This is a genomic window from Streptomyces sp. NPDC029674 (assembly GCF_044903205.1).
Lineage (GTDB): Bacteria > Actinomycetota > Actinomycetes > Streptomycetales > Streptomycetaceae > Streptomyces.
Genome location: NZ_JBJDPY010000003.1, coordinates 163645 through 188908, shown reverse-complemented (window position 1 = coordinate 188908; position 25264 = coordinate 163645). Strand labels below are relative to the sequence as shown.

The 25264-nt window shown below is 71.7% G+C and carries 26 protein-coding genes and 1 riboswitch; of the genes, 13 read left to right on the top strand and 13 right to left on the bottom strand.

Annotated features, from left to right (window positions below; genetic code table 11):
* Nucleotides 1-10 precede the first annotated feature (10 nt).
* Nucleotides 11-691, bottom strand: coding sequence for a maleylpyruvate isomerase family mycothiol-dependent enzyme (locus ACI2L3_RS08310; RefSeq protein WP_404751514.1), 681 nt, complete (start codon nt 689-691; stop codon nt 11-13).
* 69 nt (nt 692-760) lie between these two features.
* Here ACI2L3_RS08310 and ACI2L3_RS08305 point away from each other — a divergent pair, with 69 nt between their 5' ends.
* Entirely contained in the window at nt 761-1441 is a 681-nt protein-coding gene (locus ACI2L3_RS08305; RefSeq protein ID WP_404751513.1) for a hypothetical protein, read from the top strand.
* 74 nt (nt 1442-1515) lie between these two features.
* A complete protein-coding gene (locus tag ACI2L3_RS08300; RefSeq protein ID WP_404751512.1) occupies nt 1516-2592 on the top strand; it encodes a GNAT family N-acetyltransferase in 1077 nt (358 codons plus the stop codon).
* 9 nt (nt 2593-2601) lie between these two features.
* On the opposite strand, the gene ACI2L3_RS08295 is transcribed toward ACI2L3_RS08300, so the two are convergent.
* From ACI2L3_RS08295 to ACI2L3_RS08285, 3 genes are read right to left on the bottom strand one after another with little or no spacing between them, the layout of a single operon-like run.
* Nucleotides 2602-2904, bottom strand: a complete 303-nt coding sequence (locus tag ACI2L3_RS08295) for an NIPSNAP family protein (RefSeq protein WP_404751511.1) — start codon at nt 2902-2904, stop codon at nt 2602-2604.
* A 49-nt stretch (nt 2905-2953) separates the two neighbouring features.
* A complete protein-coding gene (locus ACI2L3_RS08290; RefSeq protein ID WP_404751510.1) occupies nt 2954-3220 on the bottom strand; it encodes a DUF4031 domain-containing protein in 267 nt (88 codons plus the stop codon).
* Nucleotides 3217-3573, bottom strand: coding sequence for a hypothetical protein (locus ACI2L3_RS08285; RefSeq protein WP_404751509.1), 357 nt, complete (start codon nt 3571-3573; stop codon nt 3217-3219). The genes ACI2L3_RS08290 and ACI2L3_RS08285 overlap by 4 nt, the downstream gene beginning before the upstream one ends.
* A gap of 101 nt (nt 3574-3674) precedes the next feature.
* Between ACI2L3_RS08285 and ACI2L3_RS08280 the strand changes: the two genes are divergently transcribed.
* The 4 genes from ACI2L3_RS08280 to ACI2L3_RS08265 are packed head-to-tail and all read left to right on the top strand — an operon-like array spanning nt 3675 to nt 6255.
* Entirely contained in the window at nt 3675-4598 is a 924-nt protein-coding gene (locus ACI2L3_RS08280) for a MurR/RpiR family transcriptional regulator (RefSeq protein WP_404751508.1), read from the top strand.
* 56 nt (nt 4599-4654) lie between these two features.
* Nucleotides 4655-5653, top strand: coding sequence for an N-acetylmuramic acid 6-phosphate etherase (gene murQ, locus ACI2L3_RS08275; protein WP_404751507.1), 999 nt, complete (start codon nt 4655-4657; stop codon nt 5651-5653).
* A 48-nt stretch (nt 5654-5701) separates the two neighbouring features.
* On the top strand, nt 5702-5989 hold the full coding sequence (locus ACI2L3_RS08270) for a type II toxin-antitoxin system Phd/YefM family antitoxin (RefSeq protein WP_404751506.1): 288 nt from the start codon (nt 5702-5704) through the stop codon (nt 5987-5989).
* On the top strand, nt 5986-6255 hold the full coding sequence (locus ACI2L3_RS08265; protein WP_404751505.1) for a type II toxin-antitoxin system RelE/ParE family toxin: 270 nt from the start codon (nt 5986-5988) through the stop codon (nt 6253-6255). The genes ACI2L3_RS08270 and ACI2L3_RS08265 overlap by 4 nt, the downstream gene beginning before the upstream one ends.
* A 50-nt stretch (nt 6256-6305) precedes the next feature.
* Here the strand turns inward: ACI2L3_RS08265 and ACI2L3_RS08260 are convergent, their stop codons facing one another.
* Complete coding sequence (locus tag ACI2L3_RS08260) at nt 6306-6518, bottom strand: hypothetical protein (RefSeq protein WP_404751504.1); 213 nt, start codon at nt 6516-6518, stop codon at nt 6306-6308.
* A 2336-nt stretch (nt 6519-8854) separates the two neighbouring features.
* On the opposite strand from ACI2L3_RS08260, the gene ACI2L3_RS08255 reads away from it, so the two are divergent.
* Entirely contained in the window at nt 8855-10147 is a 1293-nt protein-coding gene (locus ACI2L3_RS08255; RefSeq protein WP_404751503.1) for an esterase/lipase family protein, read from the top strand.
* A 109-nt stretch (nt 10148-10256) separates the two neighbouring features.
* Here ACI2L3_RS08255 and groL read toward each other — a convergent pair whose 3' ends face one another.
* The 4 genes from groL to thrC form a co-directional block, all read right to left on the bottom strand.
* Entirely contained in the window at nt 10257-11882 is a 1626-nt protein-coding gene (gene groL, locus ACI2L3_RS08250; RefSeq protein ID WP_062776541.1) for a chaperonin GroEL, read from the bottom strand.
* A 318-nt stretch (nt 11883-12200) separates the two neighbouring features.
* The gene (locus ACI2L3_RS08245; protein WP_005315736.1) at nt 12201-12404 is read right to left on the bottom strand and encodes a cold-shock protein; all 204 of its coding nucleotides are present in this window, start codon (nt 12402-12404) and stop codon (nt 12201-12203) included.
* 419 nt (nt 12405-12823) lie between these two features.
* On the bottom strand, nt 12824-13099 hold the full coding sequence (locus tag ACI2L3_RS08240; RefSeq protein ID WP_404751502.1) for a MoaD/ThiS family protein: 276 nt from the start codon (nt 13097-13099) through the stop codon (nt 12824-12826).
* Between the two features lie 101 nt (nt 13100-13200).
* Nucleotides 13201-14520 carry a threonine synthase gene (gene thrC / locus ACI2L3_RS08235; protein ID WP_404751501.1) on the bottom strand — a complete coding sequence of 440 codons (1320 nt, stop codon included), beginning with the start codon at nt 14518-14520 and terminating at the stop codon, nt 13201-13203.
* A riboswitch (SAM riboswitch) is annotated at nt 14514-14642 on the bottom strand. It overlaps the preceding gene by 7 nt.
* 155 nt (nt 14643-14797) lie before the next feature.
* Between thrC and ACI2L3_RS08230 the strand changes: the two genes are divergently transcribed.
* Nucleotides 14798-15742: a glucosyl-3-phosphoglycerate synthase gene (locus tag ACI2L3_RS08230; protein WP_404751500.1), complete on the top strand. Its 945-nt coding sequence runs from the start codon at nt 14798-14800 to the stop codon at nt 15740-15742.
* A gap of 65 nt (nt 15743-15807) precedes the next feature.
* Nucleotides 15808-17214: a trehalose-6-phosphate synthase gene (locus ACI2L3_RS08225; RefSeq protein ID WP_404751499.1), complete on the top strand. Its 1407-nt coding sequence runs from the start codon at nt 15808-15810 to the stop codon at nt 17212-17214.
* Between the two features lie 3 nt (nt 17215-17217).
* Here the strand turns inward: ACI2L3_RS08225 and otsB are convergent, their stop codons facing one another.
* Genes otsB through ACI2L3_RS08210 form a run of 3 tightly spaced genes read right to left on the bottom strand, consistent with a single transcriptional unit; the run spans nt 17218 to nt 19580 of the window.
* Entirely contained in the window at nt 17218-18090 is an 873-nt protein-coding gene (gene otsB, locus ACI2L3_RS08220; protein WP_404751498.1) for a trehalose-phosphatase, read from the bottom strand.
* Nucleotides 18091-18109: 19 nt separating this feature from the next.
* The gene (locus ACI2L3_RS08215) at nt 18110-18352 is read right to left on the bottom strand and encodes a DUF3263 domain-containing protein (RefSeq protein ID WP_404751497.1); all 243 of its coding nucleotides are present in this window, start codon (nt 18350-18352) and stop codon (nt 18110-18112) included.
* A 10-nt stretch (nt 18353-18362) separates the two neighbouring features.
* Nucleotides 18363-19580: an ABC transporter substrate-binding protein gene (locus ACI2L3_RS08210; protein WP_404751916.1), complete on the bottom strand. Its 1218-nt coding sequence runs from the start codon at nt 19578-19580 to the stop codon at nt 18363-18365.
* A gap of 234 nt (nt 19581-19814) precedes the next feature.
* On the opposite strand from ACI2L3_RS08210, the gene ACI2L3_RS08205 reads away from it, so the two are divergent.
* Nucleotides 19815-20708 carry an SIS domain-containing protein gene (locus ACI2L3_RS08205; protein WP_404751496.1) on the top strand — a complete coding sequence of 298 codons (894 nt, stop codon included), beginning with the start codon at nt 19815-19817 and terminating at the stop codon, nt 20706-20708.
* Between the two features lie 13 nt (nt 20709-20721).
* Here ACI2L3_RS08205 and ACI2L3_RS08200 read toward each other — a convergent pair whose 3' ends face one another.
* The gene (locus tag ACI2L3_RS08200; protein WP_404751495.1) at nt 20722-21603 is read right to left on the bottom strand and encodes a beta-propeller fold lactonase family protein; all 882 of its coding nucleotides are present in this window, start codon (nt 21601-21603) and stop codon (nt 20722-20724) included.
* Between the two features lie 427 nt (nt 21604-22030).
* Between ACI2L3_RS08200 and ACI2L3_RS08195 the strand changes: the two genes are divergently transcribed.
* The 3 genes from ACI2L3_RS08195 (at nt 22031) to ACI2L3_RS08185 (ending at nt 25195) form a co-directional block, all read left to right on the top strand.
* Complete coding sequence (locus tag ACI2L3_RS08195; protein WP_404751494.1) at nt 22031-22981, top strand: ROK family protein; 951 nt, start codon at nt 22031-22033, stop codon at nt 22979-22981.
* The gene (gene nagA, locus ACI2L3_RS08190) at nt 22981-24117 is read left to right on the top strand and encodes an N-acetylglucosamine-6-phosphate deacetylase (RefSeq protein WP_404751493.1); all 1137 of its coding nucleotides are present in this window, start codon (nt 22981-22983) and stop codon (nt 24115-24117) included. Before ACI2L3_RS08195 ends, nagA begins: the two co-directional genes overlap by 1 nt.
* A gap of 142 nt (nt 24118-24259) precedes the next feature.
* Nucleotides 24260-25195 (top strand): 1-phosphofructokinase family hexose kinase, encoded by a 936-nt coding sequence (locus ACI2L3_RS08185; RefSeq protein WP_404751492.1) that lies wholly within the window; start codon nt 24260-24262, stop codon nt 25193-25195.
* Nucleotides 25196-25264: the final 69 nt, after the last annotated feature.

Sequence of the window (25264 nt, the reverse complement as noted above, 5' to 3'; positions counted from 1 at the left end):
ATGATCCACGTCAGCCGAAGAGGTTCAACTCCTTTTCGGTGACGCCCGCCAGCTCGTACCGCGTACCGGCCAGCGGCCGTCCCGTGCAGAGCCGGACCAGCGTCGGCGCGTCCCCGATGTAGCGGGCGGGCGGCCGTGTCCCGTCGCCGGCGCCCAGGGACAGCGGCTCGTCCCAGCCGTCGACGTCCGCGTGCAGCGGCGGCGGCGCGGAGGCGGCATGCGTCGACCTGCTGAACCACTCGAGGAGCGGCAGCGCGTCGGCCAGCCCCGCACCGCCGTACGCACCCGGCTTCCCCCACGCCTCCCGTACGTCACCGGCGTGCACCCACTCCCCCAGCGCCACACCGTCCAGGAACCCCTTGGCGGCGGCGAGGACGGGCCCCACCTCCGTCATGCCGCGCTCCAGCTCGTCCACGACACGCGAGTTTGACCAGTCGGCGCGCTCGGCGATGTCGCGCTCATTGCTCTCGGGCGAGAACACGCCCTCCTCGAAACGGCTCTCCACCACCCGCATCAGCGCGGAGCCGCAGTGCGCGAGCACATGCCGCACGGTCCAGCCCGGACAGCAGGTGCGGATCTCGTACGCCTCGTCGGGCGCGGCCCTCAACAGCGGTATCAGGGCGTCGCGTTCGTTGCGGAGGAGGCGTCCGGCGCGGTCGGGTTCGTAGGTCTCGTCAGTGATCGTGGTCATGCCCGCAGCCAACCGCGTGCGGCCGCGCATGGCAACGGCCGGGCCGGAGGTCGCGATTACGATCGGCCCATGGCAGACGACATGTCGGACGACAAGGACCGCCTCCGCGCACGCTGGGCCGCCACCCTGCTCAGCGCGAGCCGGGACACCCGCGGAACCTCCAAAATCCCCGACGCCCCCGACCCCGCGCCCTACGCGGACCGGCTCCTCGCCCGCTGGTCCGAGCCGCAGCGCCGGTACCACACCACCGCGCACCTGACGGCGGTCCTCGACCACATCGACGTCCTCGCCGAGCACGCCGAGGACCCCGAACTCGTCCGCCTCGCCGCGTGGTTCCACGACGCGGTGTACGCGCCGGACCGCTCCGAGAACGAGGAACGCTCCGCCCGCCTGGCCGAGCGCGCCCTCACCGAGGCGGGCCTCACCTCCGCCCAGACCGCCGAGGTGGCCCGCCTGGTCCGCCTCACCGTCACGCACGACCCCGCCGACGGCGACCACAACGGCGAGACGCTGTGCGACGCCGACCTGGCGATCCTCGCGGCCTCCCCGGACGCGTACGCCGCCTACGCGGCCGCCGTCCGCGAGGAGTACGGCTTCGTGCCGGACGAGGCGTTCCGCGCGGGCCGCGCCGAGGTCCTGCGCCACCTCATGGCGCTGCCCCGCCTGTTCAGGACGCCGTACGGGGCGGCCAACTGGGAGGCACCCGCCCGGGAGAACCTGGCGACGGAGCTGGCGCTGCTCGACGCCTGAGCCGGTTCCTGTCCGTACTTGGGCCGCCCCGAAAAACAAGCGCCCGCGCGGCCCCGCTCCCGTACTCTCTCGGCATGCTTCTCATGGGTGGGGACCGGATCGACGAGGCCGTGGCGCACGCGGCGAAGGTGCTGCGCGCGGCCGCGGACCGCGACTGGAGCGTCAAGGCGGGCGGGCTCGACTGGAGCTGCCTGAAGACGGCGGAGCACATCACGGGCGACTTCGTGGCGTACGCGGGCCAGCTGACGGGCCGGGCCACCGACGGCTACGTCCCCTTCGAGACCGTGCTCGACGACGGCACGGAACCCGAGGGCGCGATCCACGCCATCGAGGCGAGCGGCCGCATCCTCGCGGCCGTGGTCCGCACGACGCCGCCCGGAGTGCGCGGCTACCACCCGTACCCCGTCGGCAGCGCGGACGCGGCGGGCTTCGCGGCGATGGGCGTCACGGAGGTCCTGCTCCACACGTACGACATCGCGCGGGCGCTCGGCGTGGACGCGGAACCGCCCGCGGAGCTCTGCGAGGCGGTACTCGCCCACCTCTTCCCGCACGTGCCGCCGACCCTCGCCGGCACCACCCCCTGGACGACGCTCCTGTGGGCCACCGGCCGCGGCACCCTGCCGGGCCGCGCGCCCCTCACGCACTGGCGCTGGCGCAACGCCGCGTCCCTGCCCGCGGGCCCCCTCGCCCTGCGCGAGCTGCCGCCGGCGGCGTGCGCGGATCTCGCCGCGGGCGGCACGGGCGGACTGACCTGGCTGGACGGCGGCCCCTTCACCGGGACGCGGAAGGCCGCCGAGATGATGAAGAAGGCGTACGCCTCCGGGGTGCACCGCTCCGAATGGGGCCTGTACGCGCTGGTCCGCACCGCCGACGAGCTGGCCGTCGGCGGCATGGGCTTCCACGGCCCGCCGGACGACGACGGCTGCGTCGAGGTCGGCTACGACCTGGTGGAGACGGCGCGCGGCCACGGCTACGCGACCCTCGCCCTCCGCGCCCTCTCCGAGTGGGCCCTCACCCACCCCGAGGTGACGTCCCTCCTCGCCGTGACCACCCCCGACAACACCCCCTCCCAACGCGTCGCCACCCGAGCCGGCTACACCCGCCTCCCGGACCGCGACACGAACCACGCGTACGGCTTGCGCCGCCCCTGACGCGCGTCCTCACTCCAGGGGCCGCAGGAACCGCCGCTCGTACCGCCGGATGCACCGCGTCCGGCGCGCCAGCTCGAAGGCCGCCTGGCACTCGGGGTCCGTCGCGCTGTCGGTGCGGTACTGCTCGTACGCGGCGAGGCTCGGGAAGGAGAAGAGGGCGTACGCGATGTCGCTGTCGCCCTCACTGGGCAGGAAGTAGCCGTGGTGGGTGCCGCCGAAGCGGTTGACCAGGACGACCCAGCGGCGGCCGTACTCCTCGAAGTCGGCGATGCGGTCGGGGTCGATCTCGTATTTCAGATGAACGGTGATCATGCGCCTGACCCTAGGCGCACGGAGCCCTGGGCCGAAGGCCCGCGGAGCCCTACGCCGGCCGCCCCTTCGGTCTCCGCAGCCCGGCTCCCGTGAGCCTCCGCACCAGTTCCTTGGAGCCGACCTCCACCGCGCCCGCCCGCACCGCGTCCTCGTACCGTTCCGCGGGTACGTCGTAGTGGTCGCGCTCGAAGGCGCGCGGCGGGCAGCCGATGCGTGCCGCGAACGCGTGCAGCTCCTCGTACGAGACGTCGCTGACCAGGTGGGACCACATGCGGCCGTGCCCCGGCCACGTCGGCGGGTCTATATAGACGCTCATGTCAGACCGCCCACCGGCGCCACGACCACGCCCGCCTTGCCGCACACCCAGTGCGGGTCGGGCCCCAACTCCGGCTCCACGTCCAGCGCGTGGGGCTCGCCCGTCTCGCACACGGGGCAGAGCGGCCACCGCCCGTACCGTTCCAGGAGCGCGTCCTGGACGTCCTGGGCGACGAGCCCCGCGACGTACTCGACCCCCTCGGGCCACTGCTCGACCCACCAGCGCCGGTGCGTCACCGACTCCTCGACCATCGAGACGACCTCGGCCTCGGCCACCTCGCGGGCGACGAGGTCGGCGAGGACCAGTGCGCGAGCGGCGTGCAACGCCTGCTCCAAGGGGTCGATCGCGTCCATGCAGCCATTGTCACCCCACCCGCACCGGACCGGAGAACCGGCGGGACGCCCGGGACCCACCGGGCCTTGACCGGGGCCCCGCCCGAAAATACCTTTCAAATGTGACCCATGACGTGAAGGAAATTTTCGCGGACGCCGCGCCGCCCGCCCCCGCCGCCCTCGCGGCCAAGGTGCGCACCCTGGCGCCGTCGATGACCCGCTCCATGCAGCGGGTCGCCGAGGCCGTCGCGGGCGACCCCGCCGGATGCGCCGCCCTCACGGTCACCGGCCTCGCCGAGCTCACCGGCACGAGCGAGGCGACCGTCGTCCGCACCGCCCGCCTCCTCGGCTACCCCGGCTACCGGGACCTGCGCCTCGCCCTCGCCGGCCTCGCCGCCCAGCAGCAGTCGGGGCGCGCGCCCGCCGTCACCGCGGACATCGCCGTCGACGACCCCATCGCGGACGTCGTGGCGAAGCTCGCGTACGACGAGCAGCAGACCCTCGCCGACACCGCCGCCGGACTCGACACCGTGCAGCTCGGAGCCGCCGTCGCCGCGCTCGCCACCGCCCGCCGCGCGGAGATCTACGGCGTCGCCGCCTCCGGCCTCGTCGCCCAGGACCTCGCCCAGAAACTGCTCCGCATCGGGCACATCGCGCACGCGCACTCCGACCCGCACCTGGCCGTCACCAACGCGGTGACGCTCCGCGCGAAGGACGTCGCCATCGCGATCACCCACTCCGGTTCGACCGGCGACGTGATCGAACCCCTCCGCGTCGCCTTCGAGCACGGCGCGACGACGATCGCGATCACCGGGCGGCCCGGCGCGGCCGTCTCCCAGTACGCCGATCACATACTGACCACCTCCACGGCCCGCGAGAGCGAACTGCGCCCGGCCGCGATGTCCTCCCGCACGAGTCAACTCCTTGTGGTGGACTGTCTGTTCGTGGGTGTCGCGCAGCGTACGTACGAGACGGCGGCGCCCGCACTCGCCGCGTCCTACGAGGCACTGGCCCACCGCCACAGCCCGCGCGGCACCAACCGCTGACGCCCCCCTGCTCCCCGCCAACCCCCCGCACCGGACACGAAAGAGCCGCAGCCGCCATGACCTCCACCGCCAACGCGCCCGACTCCGCGGGCGCCCCCCACCACCACCAGCACAAACGCGGTGACGACTACGGAGAGCTCCGCGCCCAGCTCGCCACCCTCACCACCGAGGCGTTCCGGCCCGAGCTCTCCGACATCGACCGGCTGCCCACCGCGGAGATCGCGGCCATCATGAACGGTGAGGACGCCACCGTCCCCGCGGCCGTCGCCGAGCAGCTCCCCGCGATCGCCGCCGCCATCGACGGCACCGCCGAGCGCATGGCCCGCGGTGGCCGGCTGGTCTACGCGGGCGCGGGCACCGCGGGACGGCTCGGGGTCCTCGACGCGTCCGAGTGCCCGCCCACGTTCAACACCGACCCGTCGGAGGTCGTCGGTCTCATCGCGGGCGGCCCGGACGCCATGGTCAAGGCGGTCGAGGGCGCGGAGGACAGCAAGGAGCTGGCCGCCGACGACCTGGAAGGGCTGAACCTCACCGAGGACGACGTCGTCGTCGGCATCTCCGCCTCCGGCCGCACCCCGTACGCGATCGGCGCCGTCGAGCACGCCCGCGCCCGCTACGGCGCGCTCACCATCGGCCTCTCCTGCAACGCGAACAGCGCGCTCGCCGCCGCCGCCGACCACGGCATCGAGGTCGTCGTCGGCCCCGAACTTCTCACCGGCTCGACCCGCCTCAAGGCCGGCACGGCCCAGAAGCTCGTCCTCAACATGCTGTCGACGATCACGATGATCCGCCTCGGCAAGACGTACGGGAACCTGATGGTCGACGTCCGCGCGTCCAACGAGAAGTTGCGGGCCCGCTCCCGCCGCATCGTCGCCCTCGCCACCGGTGCCTCCGACGACGAGATCGAGGCCGCGCTCGCCGCCACGGACGGAGAGGTGAAGAACGCCATCCTCACGATCCTCGGCCGCGTCGACGGCCCCACCGCCGCCACCCTGCTCACCGCCTCCGCCGGCCACCTCCGCACGGCCCTCGACAACTCCCGCACCACGGACTAGCCCCAGATGTTCCTCGCAGGTGTACACACAGGCGCGTACACTTGGGCCATGAGCGAGAGCGTCACCATCCGGGAAGCCCGCGCCCACCTCGCCGAGGTCGTCGACAAGGCCGAGGCGGGCGAGGTGACCGTACTGACACGCAAGGGCAGGCGCGTAGCCGCTCTGGTGCCCATAGAGGTTCTGGACGCACTCGACGAGGCGGCCGACGAACTCGCGGCACGCGAGGCCGAGCGGCACCGTGACGACCCCACCGTCGGCATGGCAGAACTTCTTGCGGACCTTTTTGAGGGCGATGGCAAGAACAGCGGTACGGCCACCGCGGACGACGCCGCGTGAAGTACGCCTTCCGCTTCACCACACACGCCCAGCGCCAACTCCGGTCCATCGACCGCCAACAGGCCATGCGTATTCTCACCGCCCTCACCGCGCTCGGCGACGACCCCCACCACGTCGACGCCGACATCAAGAAGCTCACCGGGCACGACGGCCTGTACCGGCTCCGCGTCGGCAGCTTCCGCATCGTCTACGAGATCCAGAACGATGTCCTGATCATCCTCGTCGTCCACGTCGGCGACCGCCGCGACGTGTACCGCAGCCTGTAAGCGGCGCTGCGTCCCCGTCGCCGACGCCGACGCCCGGGGATCCTCCCCGTTCACCGCGCCTCCTCCAGTACGGCGGCCAGCCGCAGCGCGGTGTCCAGGTTGCAGCGCCCCAGCTCGACCAGAGGCAACGTTCCCTCGGACGCCGCGGTCAGCGGATCGATCCGCAGCGACGGCAACGTGACCCCCACCTCCGCGAGCCCCGCCTTCAACTGCCGTACGGCTTCCTCCGCCGCCCGCACCCGTTCCTCCGCCGTCAGCGCCATGACCTCCACCTTTCACACGGAGTGTTGTTCCTCCATCACCCAGAGTGTCCAACTGCGGGCAACCTGAAAAGTGCAGGCGTCCCAACAACGCTCCGTGTTCGGGCTGCGGGAACTTCGGTGGGCCTGCGTCTTTGATGGTCACCGGGGCCGCCCGGTTTTTAGCGGAGTGTGGCGCCTCCGGGCCGCCAGTAAAGGGCGCTCCTGCGTCGCGTCGGCTGCGCCGATTCCGCTCCGCTCCACCCTTGACTGCCGCCCCTCCACCGCACGCAGACTTCGACCCGGACGGCCAGGGGTGGGGGCTTCGGGGTTCCCTGCTCGGGTCATCCCCTTTCACTGCCGGGTGCGGACCGGCCCAACGTGAGTCCCCGTCACCGTCGAGGCCTCGCCCCCGGCTTCGCCGCTCGGGTCATCACCTCTCGCCGCCGCCTGCGACCCGGCCCATCGTGGGTGCCCGCCACGGTCTGGGCTCGGCCACCCACCCGGCCTCTCAGCCCGGGTCATCGGCTCTCGCTGCCGAGTGCGGACCGGCCCATCGTGGGCGGATGCCACGTTCTCGGCGCGGCCAGGCCCCGGCTCTGCCGCTCGGGCCACCGGCTCTCGCCGCCGTGCGCGGACCGGTTCATCGTGTGCCGCGCCACGCTCGGGGCATGGTCTTCGGCCTTCGGCCTTCGGCGTGGGGGCTCCGGTCGGGGACCTACTTTGGAAAAGTAGTGAACCGGATCGGCGCGCGCCCCCCCTGCCACGCCCCGCGCTCCGTCAACCGGTCAGGCATACGAACGGTCTCCCCGCTCGGGTCACCCGCGCGCGCTGCCCGGTGCGGACCGGCCCAACGTGGACGGGCATCCCGGTCGGGGCTGGCCCGGCTTCTCCGCTCGGGCCATCGGCTCTCGCGGCCGGGTGCGGACCGGTCCAACGCGAGTCCCCGTCACAGTCAAGGCGTCGCCCCGGCTTCTCCGCTCGGGTCATCGGCTCTCGCTGCCGCATGCAGAGCGGCCCATCGTGGGCACGCGCCACGGTGAGGGCTCGACCAGCGGCCCCGGCTTCGCCGCTCGGCGGCACCTACTTTGGGAAAGTTGCGAATGCGTGCGCCGCGCGCCCCCCTCACGACACCAATACGCCCCCGGCATGCGGGCCCGCTATGCCCCATTCCCGCGCCGGGCGGGCATGCGCGACAGGCGCGGCAGGCCGTGGGCGGGCAGGCCGCGCCCGCTGCCGACGGCGAGGGCCCAGCCGCCGGCCGATTCCCACCCCCGGATGGGCATTCGCGGCAGGCGCACGGGGCGTGGCAGGGGGGCGCGCGCCGACCTGATTCGCAACTTTCCCAAAGTAGGTCCCCGACCGGGGCGGCCACGCGGGAGCACGGGAAAGCAAGAGCACGCGGGAGACCGAGCCCCGAACACGCCCCACACCCACACCCACACCCACACCCACACCCATGATGGGCCACCGGTCTGCACTCGGCGGCGAGAGCTGACGACCCGAGCGGAGAAGCCGGGGCGGCGCCTCGACCGTAGCGGGCGCTCATGTTAGGCCGGTCCGCACGCGGCAGCGCGAGCCGATGACCCGAGCGGAGAAGCCGGGCGGCTGGCCGAGCCCTCACCGTGGCTCCCGCCGACGATGGGCCGGGCCGCACGCGGCCGCGAGAGCCGATGACCCGAGCGGCGAGGCCGCGTGGCGGGCCGAGCCGTGAACGTGGCATCCGCCCACGATGGGCCGGGCCGCACCCGGCAGCGAGAGGGGATGACCCGAGCGGCGAAGCCGGGGGCGGTGCCTCGACGGTGACGGGGACTCACGTTGAGCCGGTCCGCACCCGGCAGTGAAAGGGGATGACCCGAGCAGAGGAGTCCGTCGCCCCACCCCTGGCCGTCCGGGTCAAAGTCTGCGTGCGGTGGAGGGACGGCAGTCAAGGGTGGAGCGAAGCGGAATCGGCGCAGCCGACGCGACGCAGGAGCGCCCTTTACTGGCGGCCCGGAACCGCCACACTCCGCTAAAAACCGGGCGGCCCCGGCGACCATCAAAGGCGCAGGCCCACCAAAGTCTCCCCCCCCGGCCAGCTGGTCGGCTTCGCGACAGAGTTGCCGCCCCCGAGCAGAAGCCGACCCGCCCCGAGTTGGCCGACGCGCCGCCGCCCCGCGAGGGTGCGGCGCCGACAGCCCCCCGTACCCCCAGGCCAAGACACTCGACCCCACGCGTCACACGCGTACACGGCCGGACTCCCCTGTCCGAAAGGGCCCCGCCCCCCGCGCGGATTGCCGCGACCGGGTGTCGGCGACTACCCGACGTACCAAAGATGGCACCGGACGTCACCGCATCGGCACGACCGGAGGGGACCCTTCATGACCAAGAGCAACGAACCCGACCAGCCGACCCAGCCCGACCTTCAGGAGATGGACGAGCGGGAGGTCGCCGAGGCGATCGGGTCGGCCGCGCGCATCACCCTGGCCCCGGGCCCCCGCGAGGCCCGCGAAGCCCCCGCCGCCGCGCCGCAGCCCAACGACGAGTGGGCGCTCCCCGGCGGCACCGCCTGGGTCTACCTCGCCGACCCGGCGAAGGGCCTGACGCGGCCCGTCATCCTCGGCGACGGATTCAACAGCGGGCCGAGCGAGCTGGACTTCTCGTGGGAGATCCTGGAGCGCGGCCCGTACCCGTTCCTCAGCGCGCTGCGGCAGCGCGGCTACGACGTCATCCTGCTCGGCTTCGACGAGCGGAGTGCCTCGATCCTGGAGAACGCCGAGGTCGCGAGGGCCGCGATCCTGGAGACGATCGCGCGGCGCAACGGCGAACACCCGCTGACGGTCGGCGGCTTCAGCATGGGCGGCCTCGTCACGCGGTACGCGCTCGCGAAGATGGAGCACGACGGCGGGACGGGCGAGAACGACCACCAGACGGCGCTGTACTTCTCGTACGACAGCCCGCACCGCGGCGCCTGGATCCCCATCGCGCTCCAGTCGTTCGCGCACTACATCCGGCGCCTCAACGCGGCGTTCTCGAACCAGATGAACAGTCCGGCCGCCCGCCAGCTGCTGTGGCAGCACATCAGTGAGTGGGGCGACACCCCCGAGACGGACAAGGAGCGCGGCACCTTCCTCGCCGAGCTGGACCGGGTGGGCCGGTGGCCCTCGCGGCCGAAGAAGATCGGCGTGGCCAACGGCTCCCGCATCGGTGAGAGCAACGGCATCCCGGCCGGCGAGCAGGCCTTCCACGGCAAGGGCCTCGCCATCACCGGCACCCACCTGTACACGCAGTCGGCGGGCGAGGACCAACTCGTCGCCCAGCTGCGGGTGGTGACCCTGCGCAGGCCGCGCATCCGCACCACGGGCCTGCCCGAGATCGACAGCGCCCCGGGCGGCACCCTGGAGGGCTTCGGCATCCTCGCCGACGAACTGAACAAGATCCCCGCACTGATCGGCCTCGGCTCCGAGGCGGACTTCCGCGAGCACTGCTTCGTACCGACGGTCAGCGCGATCGCCCTGCGCGACATCGACACCCACGAGAAGCTGTACGCGCCGGTCACGGCCGCCGCCGAGGAGGAGAGCGAACTGGACGAATTCCTCTGCGCCTCCCAGAACGAGGGCCACACGCTCGTGACCGAGGAACTCTGCAACTGGATCATGGACCGACTGCCGTAATCCAGGAACCGGAAAAACCGGGAACCCGGGAAACGCCCGAGGGCGGCACCCCTTCCTGAGAAGGGGTGCCGCCCTCGGTACGTGAGGACAGTGATCAACCAGAGGTCGATCAGAAGTCCATGTCACCGCCCGGCATGCCGCCGCCGGCCGGGGCAGCGCCCGCCTTCTCCGGCTTGTCGGCGATGACGGCCTCGGTGGTGAGGAACAGCGCGGCGATGGACGCGGCGTTCTGCAGGGCAGAGCGCGTGACCTTCGCCGGGTCGAGGATTCCCTCGGCGATCATGTCGACGTACTCACCGGTCGCGGCGTTCAGGCCGTGGCCGACGGTCAGGTTGCGCACCTTCTCGACGACGACACCGCCCTCGAGGCCGGCGTTGACGGCGATCTGCTTCAGCGGGGCCTCGAGGGCCAGCTTCACAGCGGCGGCACCGGTGGCCTCGTCGCCCTCGAGCTCCAGCTTCTCGAAGACCTGGGAGGCCTGGAGGAGAGCGACGCCACCGCCGGCGACGATGCCCTCTTCGACGGCCGCCTTCGCGTTGCGAACGGCGTCCTCGATGCGGTGCTTGCGCTCCTTGAGCTCGACCTCGGTCGCGGCACCGGCCTTGATGACGGCCACGCCGCCCGCGAGCTTCGCCAGGCGCTCCTGGAGCTTCTCGCGGTCGTAGTCCGAGTCGCTGTTCTCGATCTCGGCGCGGATCTGGTTGACGCGGCCCTGGACCTGGTCGCTGTCACCGGCGCCGTCGACGATGGTCGTCTCGTCCTTGGTGATGACGACCTTGCGGGCGCGGCCGAGCAGGTCGAGACCGGCGTTCTCCAGCTTGAGGCCGACCTCCTCGGAGATGACGGTGCCACCGGTGAGGATGGCGATGTCGCCGAGCATGGCCTTGCGGCGGTCACCGAAGCCCGGGGCCTTGACGGCGACGGACTTGAAGGTGCCACGGATCTTGTTGACGACCAGGGTCGACAGGGCCTCGCCCTCGACGTCCTCGGCGATGATCAGCAGCGGCTTGCCGGACTGCATGACCTTCTCGAGGAGCGGAAGGAGGTCCTTCACGTTCGAGATCTTGGAGTTGACGATCAGGATGTACGGGTCGTCGAGCGACGCCTCCATACGCTCCATGTCGGTGGCGAAGTACGCCGAGATGTAGCCCTTGTCGAAGCGCATACCCTCGGTGAGCTCCAGCTCCAGACCGAAGGTCTGGGACTCCTCGACGGTGATGACGCCTTCCTTGCCGACCTTGTCCATCGCCTCGGCGATGAGCTCGCCGATCTGCGTGTCGGCGGCGGAGATGGAGGCCGTCGAAGCGATCTGCTCCTTGGTCTCGACATCCTTCGCCTGCTCGAGCAGGGCGCCGGAGACAGCCTCGACGGCCTTCTCGATGCCGCGCTTCAGGGCCATCGGGTTGGCACCGGCGGCCACGTTGCGCAGACCCTCGCGCACCAGGGCCTGGGCCAGGACGGTCGCGGTCGTCGTGCCGTCACCGGCGACGTCGTCCGTCTTCTTCGCGACCTCCTTGACCAGCTCGGCGCCGATCTTCTCGTACGGGTCCTCGAGCTCGATCTCCTTGGCGATGGAGACACCATCGTTGGTGATCGTGGGGGCGCCCCACTTCTTCTCGAGGACGACGTTGCGACCCTTGGGGCCCAGGGTCACCTTGACGGCGTCGGCGAGCTGGTTCATGCCGCGCTCGAGGCCGCGCCGTGCCTCCTCGTCGAACGCGATGATCTTGGCCATGTGAAGTGGTCCTCCCGGACGGGGTGGAAAAGCAAACGGACCGTGCTGGTGCCCGCGACGGACGGACTGCTTGCCGTGTGGTTCCTTGCCCCACGCGGCCTGCGGACCTCACCGACCCGATCCAAGTTCTGTCACTCTCACTCGGAGAGTGCTAAGCCCAATGATTAGCACTCGACCCCCACGAGTGCAAGGTGCTCCCGCCAGATCCACCCCGCGCGCGGAAGCATGGACGCAAGCACGGACGCACACGAGGGGCCCGTACCCCTGGTGGGATACGAGCCCCTCGCGATGCTTGCTTCGGTGGTCGATCGCGCCGAGCTAGACGGCGAGCTTGACCATGTCCGCCTGCGGACCCTTCTGGCCCTGCGAGATCTCGAACTCGACTCGCTGACCTTCTTCAAGGGTGCGGTAGCCGTCCATCTGGATCGCGCTGTAGTGGACGAAAACATCCGCACCACCGTCGACCGCGATGAAGCCGTACCCCTTCTCCGCGTTGAACCACTTGACGGTGCCCTGAGCCATGCCTAACTCCCCTATTACTGGCCCTTGCACAGGACCGCACTTCGCGGACCCGGGTCAGACCTCACCCCCCACTGATTGGGGGTGTGCGCCGGAACGCGTCGACCGCCGCTGAATGTATCTGTCCAACTGCCGTCTGCAACAGGTCAATCGGACGAGAATTCTGGGCACGCGCGATCGGTAATATGCGGAGAATTCGCCGGAATTCAGGGCAAGTCGGGCCAGGCAAAAGCCACATGAGGAGCAAATGGGCTGTGCGCTTTGGCTACTTCTTGTCGGCTCCGGGCCGACTTCGTATATGCACTCGGCACTAACGGCGAAGCACGCTTCCCAACTGTACCGCGCTCAACCATGCAGAATTGCCCCCTCCGTTTCTCTCGCGGAGGGGGCAATTCACATAACGCAGGGTACTTGCGGAATGGTCAGCCACCCGCGACGGCGGGAATGATCGAGACGCCGGCGCCGTCCGGCGTGGCCGTCTCGAGGCCCTGCTCGAAACGGACGTCGTCGTCGTTCACGTACACGTTGACGAAGCGGCGCAGCTTGCCCTGGTCGTCCAGGACACGGGCGGCGATCCCGGCGTGGTTCTTCTCCAGGTCGGCGATGACCTCACCCAGATTCGCCCCCTCGGCAGCGACCTCGGCCTTGCCACTGGTGTAGGTGCGCAGAATGGTGGGGATACGGACGTTGACGCTCATGGATTCACCTCAGGAGGTACGGGCCCCGTAAGGGGCGCGGGGAACTGCGCGAGGACGGACCACGACCCGCGGCCGACAGCGGACCGCGGGCCCTACGGCGACTAGTCGGCGAGCCCCGCGGCACGGAACGCCGAAAGGCTGGGCTTGATCGTCGCCGTGGCCTGCGAAGTCTCAGCGACAGCGTCAAGCGTCTTGAGGCCGTCCCCGGTGTTCAGGACAACCGTGGTGAGGGCCGGGTCGAGGAGCCCCGCCTCGAAAAGCTTCTTCGTGACACCCACCGTCACCCCGCCCGCGGTCTCCGCGAAGATCCCTTCCGTGCGGGCGAGAATCTTGATCGCCTCGACGACCTGCTCGTCGTTGACGTCCTCCACCGCCCCACCCGTACGCCGCGCGATGTCGAGCACGTACGGCCCGTCGGCGGGGTTGCCGATGGCGAGCGACTTGGCGATGGTGTTCGGCTTCTGGGGGCGTACGACGTCGTGGCCGGCCTTGAAGGCGGCGGACACCGGCGAACATCCCTCGGCCTGCGCACCGAAGATCTTGTACGGCTTGTCCTCGACGAGGCCGAGCGCGATGAGCTCCTTGAGCCCCTTGTCGATCTTCGTGAGCTGCGATCCGGAGGCGATCGGGATGACGAGCTGGTCCGGCAGGACCCACCCCAGCTGCTCGCAGATCTCGTACGCGAGGGTCTTGGAGCCCTCGCCGTAGTACGGCCGCAGGTTGACGTTGACGAAGCCCCAGCCCTCGCCCAGCGGGTCGCCGATGAGCTCGGAGCAGAAGCGGTTCACGTCGTCGTAGTTGCCCTCGATGCCGACGAGTTCGCCGCCGTAGACCGCGGCCATGACGACCTTGCCCTGCTCCAGGTCGTGCGGGATGAACACGCAGGAACGGAAGCCGGCGCGGGCGGCGGCGGCGCCGACGGCACCCGCGAGGTTGCCGGTGGAGGAGCACGACAGAGTGGTGAACCCGAAGGCGCGGGCCGCTTCGAGGGCCTGCGCGACGACGCGGTCCTTGAAGGAGTGCGTGGGGTTGCCGGAGTCGTCCTTGACGAACAGCTTGCCCTGCTGGGCGCCGAGTTCGCGGGCGAGGTTGTCGGCCTTGACGAGCTGGGTCCAGCCGGGGTTCAGGTTCGGCTTGTCGGCCACGTCGGCGGGGACGGGCAGCAGCGGGGCGTAGCGCCAGATGTTGGCGGGGCCGGCCTCGATCTGCTTGCGGAGGGCTTCCGGGTCGCCGAGCGGCAGGTCGTACGCGACTTCGAGGGGGCCGAAACACTCGGCGCAGGCGAAGATCGGGCCGAGCGGGAACTTGGTGCCGCACTCACGGCACGAGAGGCCGGAGGCGGGTCCGAGGTCGACGGAAGGGGTGGTGCTTTCGGTGGCGACAGTCTGCACAGCCATGGAGGCGAGGCCCTTTCTCCTCATCTTCCTCGCGACGCATCTCGCCGCGAGACGGAATTGGCACCTTCCCCACCGTGACCTCGCGGTCGGCGGGAGGGTTGCCGGGGCTTCAACGGGCCGTTTCCCTCTGCCCCTCTGGATGAGCGGTTTTCGATTATGGGTTTCAGTTGTTCGTCTCAACGCGACGGTGACCCCGGCATGCGATGGTCCCCGGCGTTGTTCAAGACTGTAACCGAAGCCCTGGACCCTTGAGATAGTCGTCCGAACCGCGAGATGGATCACATATGGGAGGACCGCGAGCGTGCTGGAAGAGGTCGAACGCTGGCTCAGCAGGCGTTCCTGGTCCGTCGCCGACCGGCCGCAGGACCGGCTGACCGACGCCAAGCGCGCCTGCGGCGCCTCGGTGAGCGTCGTGCTGCCCGCGCTCGACGAGGAGGGGACGGTCGGCGAGATAGTCGCCGAGATCCGCCGCGAGCTGATGGAGAAGGTGCCGCTGGTCGACGAGCTCGTGGTGGTCGACTCCGGCTCCACGGACCGGACGGCGGAGGTCGCCGCGGCGGCGGGCGCCAAGGTCGTCCGCCGCGACGAGATCCTGCCGCGCGTTCCGGCGGTGCCCGGCAAGGGCGAGGTGCTGTGGCGCTCGCTGCTCGTGACGAGCGGTGACATCGTCGCGTTCGTCGACGCCGACCTGAAGGAGTTCTCCGCGGACTTCGTCTCGGGGATAGTGGGCCCGCTGCTCACCGACCCGGACGTGGCCTTCGTGAAGGCGATGTACGACCGGCCGCTCGGCGCGGCGGCCGGGCAGGGCGGCCGGGTGACGGAGCTGATGGCGCGGCCGCTCCTGAACATGCACTGGCCGCAGCTGGCGGGGTTCGTGCAGCCGCTGGGCGGCGAGTACGCGGCCCGCAGGTCCCTCCTGGAGCGGCTGCCGTTCCCCGTCGGATACGGCGTGGAGCTCGGCCTGCTCGTCGACGCGCTGCACACGGTGGGCCTGGACGCGCTGGCCCAGGTCGACGTGGGGGTGCGCAAGCACCGGCACCAGGACGGGCAGGCGCTCGGACGGATGGCGGCGGCGATCTACCGGACCGCGCAGCTGCGGCTCGCGCGCGGGCATCTCGTACGCCCCGAGCTCACGCAGTTCGAGCGCGGCGAGCACGGGTTCGTGCCGCGGACGTACGCGGTCGACACGGAGGAGCGGCCGCCGATGAGCGGCATCGCGGAGTACGCGCACCGCCGCGTGGCGTGACCGTCCGGACGGGCGGGGTCCGGTCGCACGTTTGCCCGGCCCCGAACCGGGCTACGTTTTGCCACATGGTCTCCGAGCACGGTTCGTCAACAGCGCAAGTACTCGTCGCGTCCAACCGCGGCCCCGTCTCGTACACCGTCGGAGAGGACGGGGAGCTGACCGCCAAGCGTGGCGGCGGCGGCCTGGTCTCCGGACTCAGCGCCATCGGCGACGAGGCGGACGCCCTGTGGGTGTGCGCGGCGCTCGGCGACGGCGACCGCGAGGCGGTGCGGCGCGGCGTCGGGGAGCCCGGCGTACGGATGCTGGACATCGACGCGGACGTCCACGCGGCCGCGTACAACGGCATCGCGAACTCGGTGCTGTGGTTCGTCCACCACCTGCTGTACCAGACGCCGTTGGAGCCGGTCTTCGGGCCGGAGTTCCGCGCACAGTGGGCGGCGTACGAGACGTACAACCGGGCGTTCGCCGAGGCGCTCGCCGAGGAGGCGGGTCCTGGGGCGGCCGTGCTGGTGCAGGACTACCACCTGGCGCTGGTGCCGGGCATGCTGCGGGAGCTCCGCGAGGATCTGCGCATCGGCCACTTCTCGCACACCCCGTGGGCGCCCGCCGACTACTTCCGGATGCTGCCGGACGACGTGGCGGAGCAGCTGTTGCGCGGGATGCTCGGCGCCGACCGGCTCGGGTTCCTCACCGGGCGGTGGGCGGACGCGTTCACCGAGTGCTGTGTGCGGGTCGTCGGCGGGACGACGGGCACCCGGATCGGGGTGCACGGGCTCGGCGCCGACGCCGACTTCCTGCGGGAGCGGTCGCGGCGCGAGGACGTCGAGGAGCGGATGCGGGCGCTGCGGGAGCAGGCGGGCAGCCAGGACGGCGAGGACCGGAAGCTGATCGTCCGGGTGGACCGGACGGAGCTGTCCAAGAACATCGTGCGGGGCCTGCACGCCTACCGCGAGCTGCTCGACACCCACCCCGAGTGGCGCGAGCGCGTCGTCCACGTCGCCTTCGCCTACCCGTCCCGGCAGGACCTGGCGGTCTACCGCGACTACACCGCGGAGGTCTCCCGCGTCGCCGAGGAGATCAACTCCACGTACGGGACGGACGGCTGGACCCCGGTCGTCCTGCACGTCAAGGACGACTTCGCGCGCTCCCTCGCGGCCTACCGCATGGCGGACGTGGCCCTGGTCAACCCCATCCGCGACGGCATGAACCTCGTCGCGAAGGAGGTGCCCGTCGTCTCCGACGAGGGCTGCGCGCTGGTCCTTTCGCGGGAGGCGGGCGCCCACGAAGAGCTCGGCGAGGACGCGCTCTCCGTGAACCCCTTCGACGTGATGGCCACTGCGGAGGCTCTGCACACGGCCCTCCTGATGCCGCCGGAGGAGCGCGCCGAGCGCACCAAGCGCCTCGCGGCGGCGGCGACGGCACTGCCGCCCGCGCAGTGGTTCCTGGACCAGCTGCGGGCCCTGACCGGCTAACGCCTAGGACAGCCGCGCGCCGATCGCCGACAGCAGCCGTACGACACCCTGCGGGCCGTCCACCACCAGGTCGGCCCGCCCGGCCAGCTCCGCGACCTCCGAGCTGCCGCTGCACACGAGCAGACCCGCGACACCGTCCGAGCGGAGCTTCTCCACGGCGCCGAAGGCGGGCAGGTCGCCGAGGTCGTCGCCCGCGTAGAGGACGGACTCGGCGCCCACCTCCCGCAGGTACTCGGCGAGGGCCACGCCCTTGTCCATGCCGGGCGGCCGCAGCTCAAGGACGAGCCGGCCCGGCTCGACGATCAGGCCGTGCCGGTGCGCCAGCTCGGCCAGCGGCTCACGCAGCGCCTCGAAGGCCGCCTGCGGGTCCTGCGCCCGGCGCGTGTGCACGGCGACGGCGCGCCCCTTCTCCTCTATCCACGAGCCGCGCCAGGCGCCGATCCCGTCCAGGAAGCCGGGCAGCTCGGCGCGCACGGCCGCGACCCCGGGGTGCGGCTCGGCGGCGCGGACCGTGCCGGTGACGGCGTCCCAGCGCTCGGCGCCGTAGTGCCCGAGGACGACGAGGTGCTCGAGGCCGCTCACGCCCGCGAAGCCGCCGTAGCGGACGGCGACGCCCGCCGGGCGGCCCGTGACGACCGCCACCGACCGCAGCCGGGGCGCCAGCGCCGCGAGTACGGGCACGGCGTCCGGGTGGGCGCGCGCCTGCTCGGGATCGGGCACGATCGGGGCGAGCGTCCCGTCGAAGTCGAGCGCCACCACGGCCCGTTCGGGCCGGGCGAGGAACGCGGCGAGGCCGTCGCGCCCCGCGGGCGTCACGGGCTCGGGCAGGCCGGGGGGTTCGGGCAGGTCCGACAGCGAGTACGTAGTGTCACCCATGGGCCCGACCTTAGCCGCGTCAGCGCTCGTCGCGCCGGGACTCCCGCACCCGGCGCAGCCGATTGACCGTAATCGGGTCGTGGGCGAGGGCCCTCGTGTCGTCGAGGAGGGCGTTCAGGACCTGGTAGTAGCGCACCGGCACCATGCCGAGCTCCTCGCGGATGGCGCGCTCCTTGGCGCCCGGGCCCGGCCACGGCCGCCGTTCGAGGGCCAGCACCGCGCGGTCCCGCTCAGAGAGGCCATCCGGCTCCTGATCGGTCATGCCCGCCACGCTACTCCGCGTTCTCCGCGGTCATCGCCCGCGTCTGGATCCGGCCGAGCACCGACTTCGGGTTGCCGCCCTCGCCGACGGTCTTGCCGATGTCCTTCTTGATGTCCGCCGAGACCTGCGCCCAGGACGTCTTGCCGACCGGGTAGAGCTCCGAGGTGGGGAGCTCCTTGAGGAACTTGCCGAGCGCGGTGTGGCCGCGGTCCTGCGCCATCGCCTGGGAGGCGGAGGTCGTCACGGGCAGGATGTCGTACTCGTTCGAGAACTCGAGCACGTTCTTCTTGCTGTAGACGTAGTCGAGGAACTTGCCGGCCTCCTTGCGGTGGCCGTTCTGCTTGAACGCCATCATCCAGTCGGCGACGCCCATCGTGGCCTGCGCCTTGCCGTTGACGCCGGGCGCCGGCACCATGCCGAACTTCACGCCCTTCTTGGCGGCCATCTTCATCAGCGTCGGGTGGCCGTTGAGCATGCCGACCTCGCCGCGCGAGAACGCCGCGAACGCCTCGGCGCGGTTCAGCTCGGCGGGCGGCTTCGGCCCGGTCAGGCCCTTGCCGACGAGCTCGTCCCTGAGCCAGGCGAACGTCTTGGCGTTCTGCGGGGAGTCGAGGGCGTACGAGCCGACGTTGTCGGTGTAACCGCCGCCGCCGCTGAGCATCCACATCAGCGTCTCGGCGGGGGCCTCCTCGGGGCCCAGCGGCAGCGCGTACGGGATCTTCACGCCGCGCGCCTTGAGCGCCTTCGCGTCGGCCTGCAGCTCGCTCCAGCTCTCCGGCGGAGTGAGGTGGGCGTCCTTGAAGAGCTTGGTGTTGTAGAAGAGCAGACGCGTGGAGGAGGCGAACGGCATGCCGTACTGGATGCGGTTGACCTCGCCGGCCTGCGAGAGCGGGGCGAGGAAATCGGCCTGCGTGGCGATGGAGAGGAGCTCGTCGGCCTCGTAGAGCTTGCCCTGCGCGGCGTAGTCGGCGTACGCGCCGATCTGCGCCAGGTCGGGGGCCTCGCCCTTCTTGACCATCTCCTTGACCTCGCGGTCGACGTCGTTCCAGGAGTGGACGGTGACCTCGACCTTGATGCCGGGGTTGTCGGCCTCGAAGCCCTTGACGACCTTGTCCCAGTACTTCTTGGAGCTGTTCGCCGCGGAGTCGCCGTAGTCGGCGGCCACCAGCTTGAGGGTGACGTCGCCGGAGTCGCCCGGACCGCCGCAGCCGGCGAGCACGCCCGCCATGCCCAGTGCGGCCACCGCCGCGGTCAGTCCTGTCACGCGCCGCTGCACAGCTGTCCCACCCTCATTGCTTCCACAATCCGCTTATCCGCTTATCCGCTTGAACTGCGAGTTTCCCCCGAGTCCGGACACAAGGTCTACACCACCCGCGTATCACTTGTGCAACGGCGGTCCCGCCGATGACCATGGCGGGGTCCCGCAGCAGTCCCGCACCGCACTGACGAGGAGTCCTGGCGCATGTCGCGTACCGCAGCAGAGATAGCCACCCAGCCCGCCTGCTGGCACCGGGCGGTGGAGGCGGCCGCCGGCTTCGAGGGGCTCCCGCAGCCGGGTGAGCGGGTCGCCGTCACCGGGTGCGGGACGTCGTGGTTCATGGCCATCGCGTACGCGGCGCTGCGCGAGGCGGCCGGTCTGGGCGAGACGGACGCCTTCGCGGCGTCGGAGTTCCCCGCCGGGCGGACGTACGACCGGGTCGTCGCGATCACCCGCTCGGGCACGACGACGGAGGTCCTGGACCTGCTGGCCCGCCTGAAGGGCACGGTCCCGACGCTCGCCCTCACGGCCGACCCGAAGACGCCCGTCATGGAGGCGGCGGACACCGTGGCGGTCCTGGACTGGGCGGACGAGGAGTCGGTCGTCCAGACCCGCTTCGCGACGACGGCGTTCGCCTTCCTGCGCGCAGGACTCGGCCACATTCCCGGCCTCAAGACGGTCGCCGAGGCGGCCGTCGACGCGGAGCTCGCGGTGACGGAGCCGCTGCCCGCGGCGGTGCTCGGGGCCGAGCAGTGGACGTTCCTGGGCCGCGGCTGGACGTACGGTCTCGCCCTGGAGGCCGCCCTGAAGATGCGGGAGGCGGCGGGCGCCTGGACGGAGTCGTACCCGGCGATGGAGTACCGCCACGGTCCGATCTCCATCACCGGTCCCGGCCGGGTGGCCTGGATGTTCGGCACGCTGCCGGAGGGGCTCGCGGGTGACGTGGCCCGGGTCGGCGGCGAACTGGTGGCCCGCCAGGAGGCGGACCCCCTCGCCGACCTCGTCCGCGCGCAGCGCCTTGCGGTGGCCCTCGCCGAATCCCGCGGCTTCGACCCGGACCGCCCCCGCAACCTCACGCGGAGCGTGATCCTGAGCTAGTGGACCGGGTGACCTACCTGAGGGTGATGGCGATGCCCTCGGGCTGGTCACCGGTGCGCAGGGTCGCCCGCACCTTCGTGAGCGCCGGCTCGACCACCGAGACGGTGTCGGACTCCTCATTGGTGACCCAGACCCGGCTGCCGCCCGGGCTGACCGCCACGCCCTGCGGTGTCCTGCCCACGGGCACCCGGGCGAGGACACCGCCGGTCGCGGTGTCGATGATCAGGAGTACGTCGGCCCCGGAGTCCGCGGCGTACAGCCGCCGTCCGTCGGGGCTGACGCCGAGGCCGAGCGGGGCCTTGCCGACCGCCCAGGTGGCCGTCACCTTGCGGGTGGCGGGGTCGATGACGGAGATGCGTCCCGAACCCGTGTCGGCGACGTAGACCCGGTCGCCCTTCGCCGTGGCGGTGATCCCGCTGGGAAAGTCGCCCACGGGGATGTGGGCCACGGGCTCGTGCCCCTTGGACAGGACGGTGACGCTGTTGCTGCCGCTGTTGGTGACGTAGGCGCTCCCGTCGGGCAGGGGGGCGATGCTGTGCGGGAGTTCGCCGACGGAGGGCGTCGCGAGGACCTTGCGGCTGGCCGTGTCGATGACGGAGACGTTGCCGCTGCCCCAGTTTGCGGCGAGCACCCAGCGCCCGTCGTGGCTGGCGGAGGCTGAGAACGGGCGGGTCCCGACCGGCACGGTCGCCACGGCTTCGCGGCCCGCCGTCTCGATGAAGGTGACGGAGTCGGACAGGCCGTTCGCCACGTACACGTGGGATCCGTCGGGGGCCGCGCCCACGCCGGTCGGTCCGCGGCCCGTCCTCGTGGTGGCGACGGGCTTCTCGAGCCGGACGTCGAAGGCCGAGACCGCACCGGAGCCGGTGTTGGCCACGTATGCGGCGATGCGCATCGGGAAGTCCTTTTCGGACGCGCCCTTGGGTTCCGGTCGCGGCGACGGGGACGGCCCCGTGGAGGCGGCGGCGGAAACGCACGCCATGACGGCGAGCACCGACCCGAGCGTCAGGAATCGGCGACAGCCGGCTCCGAGGGTTCTCAGCATGGATCTACCTCTATGACTGTGGGGGAAGTCCGTATGACTGTGGGGGAAGTCCGAGACGGATGTGCACTGCACTTCCAAACGTTCGACCTGGCGCACCCCGCACGGCCGGGAAAGGGATTCGTCCTATCGCATGGCGGCATTCGGGGCGGCTTGACCCGCTCGCTTACGTGCGGGGGTCATATGACAGGAGCATCGTTCGAGCATCGTTCACGAATCGCCCACGCCAGATTCGAGGTGGACTAGACCTTTCCCGGGGCGACGCGGGAGACTGTCCCCCGTGAGACACGTCATCGCCCTCGATGTGGGCGGCACCGGAATGAAGGCCGCCCTGGTCGGGGCCGACGGCACCCTGCTGCACGAGGCGCGCCGCCCCACGGGCCGCGAGCGCGGCGCCGACGCGGTCGTGGAGTCCATCCTCGGCTTCGCCGCGGACCTCCGCGCGCACGGCGTCGAGCGGTTCGGGGAGCCCGCCGCGGCGGCGGGAGTCGCCGTGCCGGGCATCGTCGACGCCGAGCGCGGCATCGCGGTGTACGCGGCCAACCTCGGCTGGCACGACGTCCCGCTGCGGGACCTCCTCAGCGCCCGCCTGGAAGGCATCCCCGTGGCCCTGGGCCACGACGTCCGCACGGGCGGCCTCGCCGAGGGCCGCATCGGAGCGGGGAAGGGCGCCGACCGGTTCCTCTTCGTACCCCTGGGGACCGGCATCGCCGGCGCCATCGGCATCGGCAGCGTCATCGAACCCGGCGCCCACGGCTCGGCCGGCGAGATCGGCCACATCGTCGTACGGCCGGGCGGCCCGCCCTGCGGCTGCGGCCAGCGCGGCTGCCTGGAGCGTCTCGCGTCCGCGTCGGCGGTCACCGAGGCGTGGGCCGCGGCGAGCGGCGACCCGGAGGCGGACGCCGCGGACTGCGCGAAGGCCGTGGAGTCCGGCGACCCCCGCGCCCAGGAGGTCTGGCGGAACGCCGTCGACGCGCTGGCCGACGGCCTGCTCACCGCCCTCACTCTGCTGGACCCGCACACCCTGATCATCGGTGGCGGCCTGGCCGAGGCGGGGGAAACCTTGTTCGCACCGCTCCGCGCGGCCGTCGCGGCGCGCGTCGTCCAGTTCCAGACGCTCCCCGAGATCGTCCCGGCCGCGCTCGGCGACACCGCGGGCTGCCTGGGCGCGGGCCTGCTGGCCTGGGACCTGCTCACCACAGAAACCCACCCCACGGAGGTAACCACCTGATGGCCACTAGCAAGGTTCTCGCCGGTGCCCAGGTGGTACTGCCCACCGGAACCCTCACCAACGGCCGCGTCATCGTGGACGGCACCCGCATCGCGGGCAGCCCGGCCCCGGACGCCGAGACCGTCGACCTGACCGGCCACTGGGTGGTCCCCGGCTTCGTCGACATCCACAACCACGGCGGCGGCGGCGCCTCCTTCACCTCCGGCACCGTCGAGGACGTCCTCAAGGGCGTCCACACCCACCGGCTGCACGGCACCACGACCGTCGTCGCCTCGACCGTCACCGGCGAGATGGACTTCCTCGCCCAGCGGGCCGGCGTGCTGTCCGAGCTCGCCGAGCAGGGCGACATCGCCGGCATCCACTTCGAGGGGCCGTTCATCTCGCCGTGCCGCAAGGGCGCGCACAGCGAGGGCCTGCTGCGCCACCCCGACCCCGCCGACGTGCGCAAGCTCCTCGACGCGGCGCGCGGCCAGGCGAAGATGTGCACGCTGGCGACCGAACTGCCGGGCGGCATCGACTCCGTGCGGCTGCTCGCCGAGCACGGCGTGATCGCGGCCATCGGCCACACGGACGCGACGTACGAGCAGACCGTGGAGGCCATCGACGCGGGCGCCACCGTCGCCACGCACCTCTTCAACGCCATGCCGGGCCTCGGCCACCGCGCCCCGGGCCCGATCGCCGCGCTCCTGGAGGACGAGCGGATCACCGTCGAGCTGATCAACGACGGCACCCACCTGCACCCGGCCGCCTTCGAGCTGGCCTTCCACCACGCGGGAGCCGCCCGGGTCGCCCTCATCACGGACGCCATGGACGCGGCGGGCTTCGGCGACGGCACGTACATGCTGGGCCCGCTGGAGGTCGAGGTGAAGGACAGCGTGGCGCGGCTCGCCGAGGGCGGCTCCATCGCGGGCTCCACACTCACCCTGGACCGCGCGTTCAAGCGCTCGGTGACCGTCGACGGCCTGTCCGTCGAGGACACCGTCCGCGCCATCTCCGCCAACCCGGCCAGGCTCCTCGGCCTCGACGACAAGGTGGGCTCCCTGGAGCCGGGCAAGGACGCGGACCTGGTGGTCCTGGACGAGTCCTTCGACCTCAAGGGCGTGATGCGCAAGGGCGAATGGGTGGTCGCTCCCTGATCTGCCCGCACCCTGATCTGCCCCGCAACGGAAGGCGGTTGGCCCACACCTCTGGGCCAACCGCCTTCTGTTTGGCATGATCAGAACCCGGAAGAGGCGAACGGCGAGCGCGTTCGTACGGGCACTGCGGGGGGTGGTACGGGTGATCCTCACCGTCACGCTGAACGCCGCCCTCGACCTCACCTACCGGGTCCCCGCCCTCGTCCCGCACACCACGCACCGCGTCACCGAGGTCATCGAACGCCCGGGCGGCAAGGGCCTGAACGTCGCCCGCGTGCTCGCCGCCCTCGGTCACGACGTGACCGTCACCGGCTTCGCTGGCGGCGACACCGGCCGCACCCTGCGCGAGCGCCTCGCCGCCGAGCCCCGCGTCACCGACGCGCTCGCCCCGGTCGCGGGCACCACCCGCCGCACCCTCGCCGTGGTCGACGCGGCGACCGGCGACACCACCCAGCTCAACGAGCCCGGCCCGGCCGTCACCCCCGCCGAATGGGCCGCTTTCCTGGACTCCTACGACGCGTTGCTGCACCGCGACGGCCTGCTCGCGGTCGCCCTCTGCGGCAGCCTGCCGCCCGGCGTCCCCGTCGGGGCGTACGGCCTTCTCATACGTTCCGCGCGCGCCGCCCGCGTCCCCGTCCTGCTCGACACCAGCGGGGAGCCGCTGCGCCGCGGCGTCGCCGCCCGCCCCGACATCGTCAAGCCCAACGCCGACGAGCTCGCCGAGCTGACCGGCTCCCACGAGCCCGCGCAGGCCACCCGTGACGCCCGCCGCAGGGGTGCGCACGCCGTCGTCGCCTCGCTCGGCGCCGACGGCCTCCTCGCGGTCACCCCGGACGGCGGCTGGCGCGCCCGGCCCCCGAAGCGGGTGCGCGGCAACCCGACCGGCGCCGGCGACTCGGCGGTCGCGGGGCTGCTCTCCGGGCTCGCCGAGAAACTGCCCTGGCCGGACCGCCTGGCCCGCGCCGTGGCCCTGTCGGCGGCGACGGTGGCGGCGCCGGTGGCGGGCGAGTTCGACCCCGCCACGTACGAAGAGACGCTGCCCCGGGTCACGGTCACCGGTCAGACCACGGCAGCGTGAACCACCGCACCTGAGCACAGAACCGCATCCGCACCGCACAACGGGGCGCAGCGCCCTGGGAATTGGGGA